The sequence below is a fragment of the Streptomyces sp. AcH 505 genome, from assembly GCF_000818175.1.
Classification (GTDB): Bacteria; Actinomycetota; Actinomycetes; order Streptomycetales; family Streptomycetaceae; genus Streptomyces.
This window is the reverse complement of sequence record NZ_JTIY01000001.1, coordinates 2,367,259-2,380,514: the sequence shown is the minus strand read 5'-3', so window position 1 is coordinate 2,380,514 and position 13,256 is coordinate 2,367,259. Positions and strand designations below refer to the sequence as shown.

Genomic DNA, 13,256 nt, shown 5'->3' with positions numbered 1-13,256 from the left:
CCGTCGTCGCCGCCGGCGTTGGTGCCCGGCGTGCCGCCGCCGTCGTCGCCGCCGCCGGTCGGCGGGTCGCTGACCGGGGGACCCGAGGGATCGCCGTCGGTGCCGCCCGCGTCCGTACCGCCGTCCGCCGACCCGGTGTTCGAAGCCGACGGATCGTCGGACGGCTTCGGCGAGTGGGAGGGCGCCGGGGCCTCGGGAGCGCTCGGGGTGTAGTCCGGCTGGTCGTTGTCGCCCGAGGTGTAGTCGGGGTCCGTGGACTGCTGGTCGCCCTCGTCGTCCGAAGGCGTCGGCTCAGCGGTGTCCTTCGTCTGCGAGACGGTCGCCGACGGCTTGTCGGAGGGGGTCTCCTTCTTGTTGTCGCCGCCGATGCTCTGCACCGCGTACGCCGCGCCCGCCACGATCGCGACCAGCGCGAGCGCGACGAACAGCCACATCTTGTTGCGCCCGCCGCCACCGCCCCTGCCGCCGTCGTACGCGTACGCCCCGTCCTCCGGATTGACCGGCGGCAGGAGCGGGCGCTGGGCGGTGTCGCTGTGCGGCGGGTGACCCAGCGCCGCCGTCGTCGCCGTACCGCCCATGGCGCCGGCGCCGCCGAGCGCGTCCACAGGTCCGGTGTTCCAGGTGCCGGTGTGGCTGCCCTGCTGCTGGAGCATCTGCAGCCCGTACTGGACGAGGCCGCGCATCTCCTCGGCGCTCTGGAACCGGTCGTCGGGCTCCTTCGCGAGGGAGCGCATCACCAGACCGTCCAGCTCCGGCGGTGCCACGTCCGAGACCTCGGACGGCGGCACAGGCGCGTCCTGGACGTGCTGGTAGACGACGGAGAGCGGCGTCTCACCGATGAACGGGGGCCGCAGCGCGAGCAGTTCGTAGAGCAGGCAGCCCGTCGCGTACAGGTCGCTGCGGTGGTCGACGGCCTTGCCGAGCGCCTGCTCGGGGGACAGGTACTGCGGCGTGCCCATGACCATGCCGGTCTGGGTCATCGTCGACTGCACGCCGTGCAGGGCGCGCGCGATGCCGAAGTCCATCACCTTGACCGCGCCGGCGTCCGTGATGATCACGTTCGCCGGCTTGATGTCGCGGTGCACGATGCCGTGCTGGTGCGAGTACGCCAGCGCCTCCAGCACCCCGGAGACGATGATCAGCGCCTGCTCGGGCGGCGGCGCCTCGGCGTTGACCAGCAGGTCACGGATGGTGCGGCCCTCGACCAGCTCCATCACGATGTACGGGACGGTCTGGCCGCCCACGGTGTCCTCGCCGGAGTCGTAGACCGCGACCACCGCGTGGTGGTTGAGCCCGGCGACCGACTGGGCCTCGCGCGTGAAGCGGGCCTTGGAGACCGGGTCCTCGGCGAGATCGGAGCGGAGCAGCTTGACGGCGACGGTACGGCCGAGCCGTACGTCCTCGGCTGCGAACACCTCCGCCATGCCGCCGCGGCCCAGGCGGTAAGTCATCCGGTAGCGGCCGTCGCCGACCAGCCCGCCGACGCCCCAGGAGTCCGCAGCATCCGGCACGCCGCCGCCGCCTGCTTCGGGTTCGGGTGACATCAGTCCTCGCCGTCGTTTCTGTCCGCGTCTGTCGGCATGGGGGTTCTGTCCACATGCGCGGACCGCGGTGTTATCGGTATGTCCCAAGGGTGCTATGCCACGTCACGCTACAGCCTTCCGGTGACACGCCGGTCCGGCACTGAGACCGGTCATCAAACCCGGTGCCGTGGCAGGCATGCAAATTCCTTGAGGTTCTTGTAACGCTTCCGAGACGCTTGCTGTGCGTACGGTCACGGAACGGGCACCTCGCTTGACGTCTGAGGGGCCTGCGGCAGACTTGCCCTGTAAATAGGGGGATCTTCGCGCATCGTCGCGGCCTAGGGGGAAGCACAGTCATGAGTCAGGACGGCGCACACGGCCGCTACGCGGGCGGTTCGGTCGCGGGCGGCCGGTACCAGCTTCGTGACCTGCTCGGCGAAGGCGGCATGGCGTCCGTATATCTGGCGTACGACTCGGCGCTGGACCGGCAGGTCGCGATCAAGACCCTGCACACGGAACTGGGCCGCGAGCAGTCGTTCCGCGAGCGGTTCCGGCGTGAGGCGCAGGCCGTCGCCAAACTGTCGCACACCAACATCGTCTCGGTCTTCGACACCGGCGAAGACGATCTGGGCGGCTCGCTGATGCCGTACATCGTCATGGAGTACGTGGAGGGGCAGCCGCTCGGCTCGGTCCTCCAGACGGACATCGCGCAGTACGGCGCGATGCCGGCCGACAAGGCGCTCAAGGTGACGGCCGACGTGCTCGCCGCGCTGGAGACCAGCCACGAGATGGGTCTGGTCCACCGCGACATCAAGCCGGGCAATGTGATGATCACCAAGCGCGGCGTGGTCAAGGTGATGGACTTCGGCATCGCGCGCGCCATGCAGTCGGGCGTCACGTCGATGACGCAGACCGGCATGGTCGTCGGCACCCCGCAGTACCTGTCGCCCGAACAGGCGCTGGGGCGCGGCGTGGACGCGCGCTCCGACCTGTACTCGGTCGGCATCATGCTCTTCCAGCTCCTCACGGGCCGGCTGCCGTTCGACGCGGACTCGCCGCTGGCGATCGCGTACGCGCACGTGCAGGAGGAGCCGGTCCCGCCGTCCAGCATCAACCGCACGGTCACCCCGGCGATGGACGCGCTCGTCGCGCGGGCGCTGAAGAAGAACCCGAACGAGCGTTTCCCGAGCGCGGAGGCGATGCGCGACGAGTGCATGCGCGTCCTGCCCTCGGGGCATCAGACCGGTGCGCCGGTGATCATCCAGGGCGCTCCGACGAACAGCGGGGCCGGGGTCGCCTCGGCGGTCTTCCCGCCGGTCGACCAGTCGCTGCAGGCGCCGCCGCCGCAGAGCCTGCAGACGCCGTACCCGCAGCAGCCGGGCCCGTACGGCGCGCCGACACCCCAGCCCCTGCACCAGCAGCCGATGCACCAGCCGGTGCAGGGCTACGGCTATCCGCATTCGGGCGGCTACCAGCTGCCGGGGCAGCAGACGCCGCCGCCGTACTCGATGTCGCCGCACGCGACGACCACCGGCGGCGCGGGCGGCGGCCGCAAGCGGAACATGCCGGTGATCGTCGGTTCGATCGTGGTCGCGCTGGTGGTGATCGGCGGCGGGATCGCGCTGTCGATGCGGGCCGGCGGGGACGACGACAAGACCAAGGCGGACGAGAAGACCGCGGCGCCCGTCGCCGGTCATCTGGGCCCCGACCGCAGCCGCACGATCGACAGCGACAAGTGCACGGACCCGATCGAGGACGGCAGCGACCCCACGAAGGTGGAAGCCCCCGACCTGCGGTACAAGGACCTGCTGTCGGTCAAGGCATGTCTGCGGGCCGCTCACTGGACGTGGAAGGACCCGCAGGAAATCGTCGACACCGCCCAGTACCCGCAGGACGCGGTGATCAAGCAGTACCCGTCGGCCGGCTCCCCCATGGACGCCAAGGGCACCCAGTTCGAGCTGACGATCTCGTCGGGCAACCCGGAGTAGCCCGCCGGGCGCCCGAGATGCCGGGTGTGTAGTCACATGTGACGCTGAGTCGGTGACTTCACGGCTTCGAATCAGCGCCCGCTGGGTGCCGGCTGCGGCCTCTCTGCTGCTCGCCGTACCGCCCGTCGTCGCGCACGCCGAAGAGTCACCGCCCCCGTCGCCCGACGCGGGCGCCTCGCTGGCCGGGCGGCCGGCGGGGGAGGGCCGTGAGCGGCCCGGCAGGACGACGGGGCCCGAGGTCTCCCGCCCCGAGGACACCCCTTCGGCCGACGTCCCGGCCGGTACGCCTTCCCCCTCGGCCACGCAGTCGGTCGCGCCCGTCGCGCCGCTCCCCGATGTCCCGCTGCCCGACGCGGCCCGCCGACCGGACCCTCAAGCGGTGGGGAAGTCATCCGAACGGCCGGTGCCCGTGCTCACCCTGGGAGCCGGAATCACCCTGTTCGGCCTGGGTCTCGGCTTTCTCGGACTGCGACTGCGCCGCCGCTGACCGCGTCCGTCCCCCTTGAGTACTACCCGCACAGCTCCCTCTCAGGTCGCTTGCGGACGACGACATACTCGGTATACATACTGAGTATGTCGATTCGCCACGGGCTACTCGCCCTCCTGGAACGCGGTCCGCGCTACGGCTCCCAGCTGCGTACGGAGTTCGAGAGCCGCACGGGTGCCACCTGGCCGCTCAACGTCGGCCAGGTCTATACGACCCTCAGCCGGCTCGAACGGGACGGGATGGTCGAGCAGGACGGGGAGGACGGGTCGGGGCACGCGCTGTACGCGATCACCGACCCCGGACGCGCGGAGCTGAACTCCTGGTTCCGCACCCCCGTCGACCGCAGCAATCCGCCGCGTGACGAACTGGCGATCAAGCTCGCCATGGCGGTGGGCGCGCCCGGTGTCGATATCCGGGAGGTCATCCAGTCGCAGCGCCACCACACCGTCCAGGCGATGCAGGACTACACCCGGCTCAAGGCCCGCGCGCTCGGGACCGAGCCGGTGAACCGGGACGAGGTGGCCTGGCTGCTCGTGCTCGAACAGCTGATCTTCCAGACGGAGGCCGAGGCGAGGTGGCTCGACCACTGCGAAGCCCGGCTGGTGCGGCTCTCGATGCTGCCGCCCGACGAGGACACCGCGGCAGCGCCGGAGCCGGCCGCCCCGGTGACCGGAACGGCCGCCGGACACCCGGCCGAGCAGCGCTGACCCGGGACCGGCCCCCGCGGCCGGTCCCGCCACCGACGACAACGCCATTCGCACGCCACACATACGCCACACGTACGCCCAAAGGGGGACCCCACATGCCTGCCCGGTCACAACAGCCCCAGCAGCCACAACAGCCGCATGAGTCACAGAGTTCGGCGGACGCGCGAAGCGCACAGCGTCCGGTGCTCCAGCTCCAGCAGCTGACCCGCGTCCACGGCAGCGGGGCCACCGAGGTGCACGCCCTGCGCGGCATCAACCTCGATGTCTTCCCCGGCGAACTCGTCGCCGTCATGGGTCCCTCGGGCTCCGGCAAGTCCACGCTGCTCACCATCGCCGGCGGACTCGACATGCCCACATCGGGGCGGGTGATCGTCGAGGACACGGACATCACCACCGCCGACCGCAAGACGATAGCGGCGCTGCGCCGCCGCAGCATCGGCTACGTCTTCCAGGACTACAACCTCATCCCCGCCCTCACGGCGGCCGAGAACATCGCCCTGCCGCGCGAACTGGACGGGGTCTCCGCGCGCAAGAGCCGGGTCGAAGCGCTCGCCTCACTCACCGAGATGGGGCTCGAAGCCCTGGCGGACCGGTTCCCCGACGAGATGTCGGGCGGCCAGCAGCAGCGGGTGGCCATCGCCCGCGCCCTCGTCGGTGACCGCCGGCTGGTGCTCGCCGACGAGCCGACCGGCGCCCTGGACTCCGAGACCGGCGAATCGGTGCTCGCCCTGCTGCGCAACCGCTGCGACGCGGGCGCCGCCGGCATCCTCGTCACACACGAACCGCGGTTCGCCGCCTGGGCGGACCGGGTGGTCTTCCTGCGGGACGGCGCCGTCGTCGACCAGACCATCCGCAGCGAGGCGGACTCCCTGCTCACCGGCCAGGCGGCCCAGCTGTGATGACCGGTTACCACTCCTGGCGTGCCGCGATCCGGATCGCCAGGCGCGACGCCTGGCGCTTCAAGGGACGCAGCTTCCTCGTCCTCGCCATGATCGCGCTGCCCATCCTCGGGGTGAGCGCCGCCGATCTGACGATCCGCAGCGCCGAACTGTCCACCGAGCAGAATCTGCGGCGGGAGATAGGCGCGGCCGACGCGCGGTTCACCGATCCCGATCTCGGCGGCACGCCCCTGCTCCAGTCCCCGAACGCCGAGCAGTACAACCCGGTCGGCGACTTCGACGACAAGCCGTACCCCGACGGCCACGGCGACATACGCAAGGCCCTGCCGCCGGGCGCCAAGACCCTGACCGACACCGTCGGTTCGGCGAAGCTGCGCACCACCCACGGTCTGCTGTCCACCCAGGTGCGCGAGTTGACCACCACGGACCCGATGACCAAGGGCATCGCCCGGCTCACCAAGGGCCGGTTCCCCCGGAACATCAACGAGGTCTCGGCGACCACGCAGTTCCTGAAGAACAGCGGGCTGCACATCGGCTCGAAGGTCACCGCACGCGGGCTCGCCGTCGACTACCGCATCGTCGGTGCCTACGAACTGCCGAGCGATCTGAAGGCCGAACAGGTCAACGCGCTGCCCGGCGCGCTGCTCGCACCGCTCGGCAAGGCCATCAAGGCGCAGGGACTCGAAGTCGGCTACCAGTCCTCCACACAGCTGGTCAGCGTGCCCGGTGGTTTCACGTGGAACATGGTGCAAAAAACCAACAAAAGCGGCATAACGGTGCTGTCGCGAGCGGTCATGCTGCACCCGCCGGCCGACGCCGACGTCCCCCTGTTCCAGTCGAAGGACTGGAACAACTACCAGGAATCCTCCGCCGCCTCGGAACAACTCGCCGCTGCCGCGACCGTCGTGGGCCTCGCGATGCTGGAAATCTGCCTGCTGGCGGGACCCGCCTTCGCCGTCGGCGCCCGGCGCTCGCGCCGACAGCTCGGCCTCGTCGGCGCCAACGGCGGCGACCGCCGGCACATCCGGGCCATCGTGCTCTCCGGCGGCCTGGTCATCGGCGTGGCCTCGGCCGTCGTCGGTACGGTGCTGGGTGTCGGCCTGACCCTCGCCCTGCAGCCCGTCCTCGAGGACGTCCTGGGCCAGCGGTTCGGCAGCTTCAACGTCCGGCCGCTGGAACTGCTCGGCATCGCGCTGCTCGCCGTACTGACCGGGCTGCTGGCGGCGATCGTCCCGGCGGTCACCGCGTCCCGGCAGACCGTCCTGGCGTCCCTCACCGGCCGCCGCGGCGTCCGCAGGACCAGCAGGGTGCTCCCGACGCTCGGGCTGATCGCGTTCCTGCTGGGCGGGGCGCTCGCCCTGTACGGGTCGACGATGACCAAGCAGTACGCCGTCGTCGCCGGCGGCAGCGCCATCGCCGAGCTGGGTGTCGTCGCGCTGACCCCGGCCCTGGTGGGGCTGTTCGGCAAGGCGGGCCGCTGGATGTCGCTCTCCCCGCGGCTCGCGCTGCGCGACGCCGTACGCAACCGTGGCCGTACGGCGCCCGCCGTGGCCGCCGTGCTCGCCGCCGTGGCCGGTACGGTCGCCGTGTCCACGTACGCGGCGAGCAGCGACGCCGAGAACAGGGCGGCGTACGAGCCGTCCCTGCCCAGGGGGGCCATCTCCATGATGATCACCGAGGACGCCGGCCGTGACGTGGCGACCGCACGCCAGGCCGTCGCGAAGACGACCCCGGTCGACGTGGAGGCGGACATCGCCCGCATCTCCGTCGGCAAGCCCGGCTGCTCCCCGTACAGCGACGCCGAAGGCTGCGGGCGCTACGAGGTCGTCGTCCCCCCGGCCAACAACTGCCCGCTCTGGGAGAACGACGCCAACGGCGAGACGCCCAAGTTCTCCAAGGCCGAGCGGCGCAAGCTCGCGGACGACCCGCGCTGCGTCCAGTCAACCGTGTACAGCGGCATCGACGGCGGTGTGGCGGTCGGTGACGCGAAGGTGCTCAGCGTCCTCGGCATCGACGATCCGGCGGCCGTCAAGGCGCTGGACGCCGGCCATGTGGTCTCGTTCAACAAGCTGAACCTCGGCAAGGACGGCAAGGCGGGCATCCGGCTGATCACCGACCCGACCGCCGCCGACGAGGCCAGCGCCAAGGGCGAGGACCCGCCGGGCACCGTCAAGAAGTTCACGACGCACCAGGTTCCCGCGGGCACGAACGCCTACGGCCTGGAGATGCTGATTCCGCCGGCCGCCGCCAAGGCGGCGGGAATCAGCACCCTGCCGCTCGGCGCCTACTTCTCGACCACCTCGATGCCGAGCAGCGCCCAGCAGCAGAAGCTGGACTCCGAACTCGCCAAGACCGGCAGCTCCGTCGATCTCCAGGTCGAGAAGGGCTACGTCAGCAAGAACAGCATCGTGCTGCTGTCGCTGAGCATCTTCGCGGGTCTGGTCACCATCGGCGCGGCCGGTATCGCCACCGGCCTCGCCCAGGCCGACGCCGAGGCCGATCTGAAGACGCTCGCCGCCGTCGGAGCGCCCTCCCGGGTCCGCAGGACGCTCAGCGGCTTCCAGTGCGGGGTGGTGGCCGCGATGGGGGTGCTGCTCGGCACGGCGTCCGGGGTGCTGCCTGCGATAGGGCTGCGGCTGACCGAGAAACGGTCGGCGCTGGCCAACTACCAGGAGTCCATCGACGCGGGGTCGGGCAGGATGCCCGTGCCGCACATCCCGATCGTCATCCCCTGGGAGACGCTGGGGCTGCTCCTGATCGCCGTCCCGCTGGGCGCCGCGGTACTGGCGGCGCTGGTGACCCGCTCGCGCGGGGCGCTGTCCCGCAGGGCCGCGACGTAACGGAGACGGACGCGCGGACGGCCCGGCACACCGCGAGGTGCGCCGGGCCGTCGTCGTACGAGTCCGCTCGTGTACGGATACCGCTCGCTTACAGGTACGGGCCCGAGCGGAGCGCGCCGTGGCCGCCCTGGTCTTCGTCGTCCTCGGGGATCGAGCCCGGCGGCAGTGCCCGCCGCATCTGCTCCAGCTGCGCCCTGGCCGCCATCTGCTGGGCGAACAGCGCCGTCTGGATGCCGTGGAAGAGCCCTTCGAGCCAGCCCACGAGCTGAGCCTGCGCGATACGCAGCTCGGCCTCCGAGGGAATGGCCTCGTCGGTGAAGGGGAGCGACAACCGCTCCAGTTCCTCGACGAGTTCGGGGGCGAGCCCGTCCTCCAGCTCCTTCACCGAACCGGCGTGGATCTCCTTCAGCCGGACCCGGCTCGCCTCGTCCAGAGGGGCCGCCCGTACCTCCTCCAGCAGCTGTTTGATCATGCTGCCGATCCGCATGACCTTCGCCGGCTGCTCGACCATTTCCGTCACCGGGATCTCGCGCGGCTCGCTGTCGGCGTCGCCGCCGCCGAGCGCCATCCCGTCCTGTCCCACCACGAGCACGTGGGGGCTCTCCTGCGAACGTTCGTTCCTCGGCTTATCCATGTGCCCATTGTCTCGCACCTGCCGGACCCGGCGTGGTGTGCCCCCTCGCCGAAGGGGGCACACCACGTATTCGTCGCCGGATCCGGGCGTCAGCCCGCCACCAGCAGGATCTTGCCGATGTGCGAACCGGCCTCCAGGGCGCGATGGGCACCCGCCGCGTCGGCCATGGGCAGCTTCTGGTCGATGATCGGCCGGACCTGTCCGTCGGCGATCAGCGGCCACACATGCTCCTGCACAGCGGCGATGATCGCCGCCTTCTCGCTCTCCGGGCGGGCGCGGAGCGAGGTCGCCGTGATGGCGGCCCGCTTGCCGAGGAGTGTGCCGAGGTTCAGCTCGGCCTTCACCCCGCCCTGCATCCCGATCACGGCGAGCCGGCCGTTCACGGCCAGGGCCCGCACGTTCCGCTCCAGATACTTCGCGCCGACGATGTCGAGGATGACATCGGCGCCCGCGCCGTCCGTGGCCTTGCGGATCTCCTCGACGAAGTCCTGTTCGCGGTAGTCGATCAGGATGTCGGCGCCGAGTTCGGCGCAGCGCGCCAGCTTCTCGGGACCGCCCGCGGTGACCGCGACCCGCGCGCCGACCGCCTTGGCCAGCTGGATCGCCATCGTGCCGATGCCGCTCGCGCCGCCGTGCACCAGCAGCGTCTCGCCGGGCCGCAGGTGGGAAATCATGAACACGTTCGACCACACGGTCGCGGCGACCTCGGGCAGCCCCGCCGCCGATGTCAGATCGAGTCCTGCGGGCACCGGCAGCAGCTGCCCCACCGGTACGGCGACCTTCTCGGCGTAACCGCCGCCGGCCAGCAGCGCGCACACCTCGTCCCCGACGGCCCAGCCGGCCACCCCCGGCCCGAGCGCGACGACCCGGCCCGCGCATTCGAGCCCCGGGTAGGGGGAGGCACCGGGCGGCGGCTCGTAGTGGCCCTGCCGCTGGAGCAGATCCGCCCGGTTGACGGCCGAGGCCGCCACCTCGACGAGTACCTCCCCCGGACCTGCCTCGGCATCCGGCACGGTGGACCACACCAGTACGTCGGGCCCACCCGGTTCGGTGATCGTGATTGCCTTCATACGCCCGAACGTACCCCGGCCGGTACCGCGCTCACCCGTTCCCGCCCGCACGAGGACCTCGCCGCAGCGGGCCCGTGGCCGGGCCACTAGTGTGAGATACGCCCTGATCGGCCAGCCGAGGAGCGGATTCGTGCGAGATATCGCTGTATTCAGCGGTAGTGCTCACCCTGCGTTGGCGGCGGAGGTGTGTGCGCATCTGGGGGTTCCGCTCAGTCCCACGCGGGTCAGCCGCTTCGCCAACGACTGTCTTGAGGTCCAGCTCCAGGCCAACTGCCGGGAGCGGGACGTCTTCATCATCCAGCCGCTGGTCACGCCGGTGCAGGAGAACCTTGTCGAGCTGCTGCTGATGTGCGACGCGGCGCGCGGCGCCTCGGCCGGCCGGATCACCGTCGTGATGCCGCACTACGCGTACGCCCGCTCGGACAAGAAGGACGCGCCGCGTATCTCCATCGGCGGCCGGCTGGTCGCCGATCTGCTGGTGACCTCGGGCGCCAGCAGGGTGCTGGCGATGACGCTGCACTCGCCGCAGGTGCACGGCTTCTTCTCGGTGCCCGTCGACCATCTGCACGCACTGCGTGAGCTGGCCGACCACTTCCACGGCTACGACCTGTCGCGGACCACGGTCGTCTCGCCCGACCTGGGCAACGCCAAGGAGGCGGCCACGTTCGCGCGCATGCTGGGGGCGCAGGTCGCGGCCGGCGCCAAACAGCGGTTCGCCGACGACCGGGTCTCCATCAGCACCGTGATCGGTGACATCACCGACCGGGACGTGATCGTCCTGGACGACGAGATCGCCAAGGGCAGCACCGTCCTGGAACTCCTCGACCGGCTGCGCGAGCGGGGCCCGCGCTCCATCCGGGTGGCCTGTACGCACGGGCTGTTCGCCGCGGGCGCGCTGAAGCGGCTGTCCGAGCAGCCGGACGTGCTGGAGATCGTCTGCACCAACACCGTGCCGATACCGATCGAGGAGCACACGGAGAAGCTGCGGGTCCTGTCGATCGCCCCGGCGCTGGCCGAGGCGGTACGGCGGATCCACAACGGCGAGTCGGTCAGCGCGCTGTTCGACGCCTCCTGACCGGCGGCGGCCCCCGCCGCCGCCTTCGCCGCCTCGGGCCGGCTCAGCTCGTCGCGTCGGGCGTCACCGGGTTCTCCGCCCGCACGATGGTGATCAGCCGGTCGGTCAGCTGGAGCGGGCTCGCCTGCGGGTCGTCGTAGCCCATCAGCCGGTGGCCGCGCAGCACGCTCACCACCAGATCGTCCGTCTCCCGTACCCCCAGGCCGACTTCGGCCTTTATCACCGGGCGCTCCACGAGGTCGAGGCCGCTGCCCTGCTGGATCAGGTCCTCCATCACCGAGCCCGCCGTGGGGCTGAGGACGGACATGCCGAGCAGCCGTCCTGCCGCGCTGGCACTGGTGATCACGGCATCGGCGCCCGACTGGCGCAGCAGCGGCGCGTTCTCCTCCTCGCGCACCGCGGCGACGATCTTGGCGGGGCGGTTGAGCTGGCGCGCGGTCAGCGTGACCAGGACGGCCGTGTCGTCGCGCTGGGTCGCGATGACGATCTGCCGGGCCCGCTGCACCTCGGCCCGCAGCAGCACCTCGCTGCGGGTCGCGTCACCGACCACTCCGACGAAACCTTCGGCGTTGGCCGCCTCGATCACCTTGACCGAGGGGTCGACGACCACGATCTGGTCCTTCTTGAGGCCCGTGGCACACAGGGTCTGCATCGCCGACCGGCCCTTCGTACCGAAGCCGACGATGACGGTGTGATCACGCAAGTTGGACCTCCAGCGGTTCAGCCGCCATTCCTCCCGGGTGCGCTCCGTGAGGACCTCAAGGGTCGTACCGACCAGGATGATGAGAAAGAGCACCCGCAGCGGGGTCACCAGCAGCACATTGACCAGCCGCGCCGAGTCGCTGTAGGGGACGATGTCGCCGTAGCCCGTGGTGGAGAGCGTGACGGTCGCGTAGTAGACGGCGTCGAGGAAGTCGACGTTGTTGTCGGAGTTGTCGTGGTAGCCGCTGTTGTCGATCCAGACGATGAAGACCGTCACGAACAGGACCGCCAGCGCCATCACCAGCCGTCGGGTGACCTGGACCAGCGGCCTGTTGATCTGGCGGCGGGGCAGTTCGACCCGGGCGGTGACCAGATGCTCGTCCGCGTTCCGCGCCATCGCGTCATGGCCGGGAAGTTTCACGTGAAACACCCGCCCTCGACTGCGGCCGTCCAGGGCAAATCAAGAACCTCCAGCTCGGCGCCCGGCAGCGCGCCGCCCGGCGGAACAACGGCGAGACCGTCCGCGGCGGCGATACCGCGCAGCATCGCCGGACCGCTGAAGTGCAGGGGTACGAGCCGCTCGGCCCGGTGGACGAAGGGTACAAGGCGCGTGTCGGACGGATGCCCCGGGATCTCGTCCCGAACCGGCACCCGGTACGGCTGCGGTGCCCGCCGTCCCGCCAGGGCACGCAACAGCGGCTCGGCGAGGGTGAGCAGCCCGGAGACGGCGGCGAGCGGATTGCCCGGCAGTCCCACCAGGTGGCGTCCGGGGGCCAGTCCGGCGAGCAGCATGGGGTGGCCGGGCCGGACCGTGACGCCGTCCACCAGCAGTTCGGCGCCCGCCTTGTGGAGCACGGGATGCACATGGTCGACGGGCCCTGACGCCGTACCGCCGGTGGTGATGACGAGATCGGCGGTGGAGCGCGTGACCGCGCGGTACAGGGCGCCCGCGTCGTCGGCGATCCGGCGGGTGGCGACGATCTCGGCGCCGAGGGTCCGCAGCCAGGGGCCGATCATCGGGCCGAGGGCGTCGCGGATGAGTCCGTCGTGCGGGCGGCCTTCGGTGAGCAGTTCGTCGCCGAGGACCAGCACCTCGACGCGGGGCCGGGGGACGGTCAGCAGTTCGTCGTAGCCCGCCGCGGCGGCGAGACCCAGGACCGCCGGGGTCACCGGTGTTCCCGCGGGCAGCAGTTGGTCGCCGGAGCGGCACTCCTGGCCGCGCGGCCGGATGTCCTGACCCTGCACCACATCGCCTTGGGCGTGGAGATGGCCGTTGGCGTCCGTGCGGGCATGTTCGCTGCGGATGACGGCGGTCGCCTCGGGCGGGACCC

General features: G+C 70.9%; 11 protein-coding genes. 6 read left to right on the top strand and 5 right to left on the bottom strand.

All coding sequences use genetic code 11. The features are described 5' to 3' along the window. Positions 1-1,544: protein kinase (locus tag HY68_RS11005; RefSeq protein WP_041995676.1), on the bottom strand; the 1,544-nt coding region annotated here is incomplete at its 3' end. A gap of 335 nt (positions 1,545-1,879) precedes the next feature. On the opposite strand from HY68_RS11005, the gene HY68_RS11000 reads away from it, so the two are divergent. The 5 genes from HY68_RS11000 (at position 1,880) to HY68_RS10980 (ending at position 8,444) form a co-directional block, all read left to right on the top strand. Then, positions 1,880-3,511, top strand: a complete 1,632-nt coding sequence (locus tag HY68_RS11000) for a protein kinase (protein ID WP_041987534.1) — start codon at positions 1,880-1,882, stop codon at positions 3,509-3,511. Between the two features lie 52 nt (positions 3,512-3,563). Continuing rightward, on the top strand, positions 3,564-3,998 hold the full coding sequence (locus HY68_RS10995; RefSeq protein WP_041987532.1) for a hypothetical protein: 435 nt from the start codon (positions 3,564-3,566) through the stop codon (positions 3,996-3,998). A gap of 86 nt (positions 3,999-4,084) precedes the next feature. After that, positions 4,085-4,705 (top strand): PadR family transcriptional regulator, encoded by a 621-nt coding sequence (locus tag HY68_RS10990; RefSeq protein WP_041987530.1) that lies wholly within the window; start codon positions 4,085-4,087, stop codon positions 4,703-4,705. Between the two features lie 182 nt (positions 4,706-4,887). Beyond that, on the top strand, positions 4,888-5,604 hold the full coding sequence (locus HY68_RS10985; protein WP_041987528.1) for an ABC transporter ATP-binding protein: 717 nt from the start codon (positions 4,888-4,890) through the stop codon (positions 5,602-5,604). Further along, positions 5,601-8,444 carry an FtsX-like permease family protein gene (locus HY68_RS10980; RefSeq protein WP_041987526.1) on the top strand — a complete coding sequence of 948 codons (2,844 nt, stop codon included), beginning with the start codon at positions 5,601-5,603 and terminating at the stop codon, positions 8,442-8,444. The genes HY68_RS10985 and HY68_RS10980 overlap by 4 nt, the downstream gene beginning before the upstream one ends. 88 nt (positions 8,445-8,532) lie before the next feature. Here HY68_RS10980 and HY68_RS10975 read toward each other — a convergent pair whose 3' ends face one another. Continuing rightward, a complete protein-coding gene (locus HY68_RS10975) occupies positions 8,533-9,078 on the bottom strand; it encodes a bacterial proteasome activator family protein (RefSeq protein WP_041987524.1) in 546 nt (181 codons plus the stop codon). Positions 9,079-9,167: 89 nt separating this feature from the next. Next, positions 9,168-10,148, bottom strand: a complete 981-nt coding sequence (locus tag HY68_RS10970) for an NAD(P)H-quinone oxidoreductase (protein WP_041987522.1) — start codon at positions 10,146-10,148, stop codon at positions 9,168-9,170. 130 nt (positions 10,149-10,278) lie between these two features. On the opposite strand from HY68_RS10970, the gene HY68_RS10965 reads away from it, so the two are divergent. Then, positions 10,279-11,223, top strand: a complete 945-nt coding sequence (locus HY68_RS10965) for a ribose-phosphate pyrophosphokinase (RefSeq protein ID WP_041987520.1) — start codon at positions 10,279-10,281, stop codon at positions 11,221-11,223. A 43-nt stretch (positions 11,224-11,266) separates the two neighbouring features. On the opposite strand, the gene HY68_RS10960 is transcribed toward HY68_RS10965, so the two are convergent. Continuing rightward, on the bottom strand, positions 11,267-12,322 hold the full coding sequence (locus HY68_RS10960; protein ID WP_041987517.1) for a potassium channel family protein: 1,056 nt from the start codon (positions 12,320-12,322) through the stop codon (positions 11,267-11,269). A gap of 20 nt (positions 12,323-12,342) precedes the next feature. Beyond that, positions 12,343-13,256, bottom strand: a 914-nt coding sequence (locus HY68_RS10955) for a molybdopterin-binding protein (protein ID WP_041987515.1), incomplete at its 5' end; no start/stop codon positions are given.

What these genes read in the sequence shown, in the direction of transcription:
- HY68_RS11000 (WP_041987534.1), top strand. Translation starts at nt 1,880, where the DNA reads ATGAGTCAGGACGGCGCACACGGCCGCTACGCGGGCGGTTCGGTCGCG.
- HY68_RS10990 (WP_041987530.1), top strand. Translation starts at nt 4,085, where the DNA reads ATGTCGATTCGCCACGGGCTACTCGCCCTCCTGGAACGCGGTCCGCGC.
- HY68_RS10975 (WP_041987524.1), bottom strand. Translation starts at nt 9,078, where the DNA reads ATGGATAAGCCGAGGAACGAACGTTCGCAGGAGAGCCCCCACGTGCTC.
- HY68_RS10970 (WP_041987522.1), bottom strand. Translation starts at nt 10,148, where the DNA reads ATGAAGGCAATCACGATCACCGAACCGGGTGGGCCCGACGTACTGGTG.
- HY68_RS10960 (WP_041987517.1), bottom strand. Translation starts at nt 12,322, where the DNA reads ATGGCGCGGAACGCGGACGAGCATCTGGTCACCGCCCGGGTCGAACTG.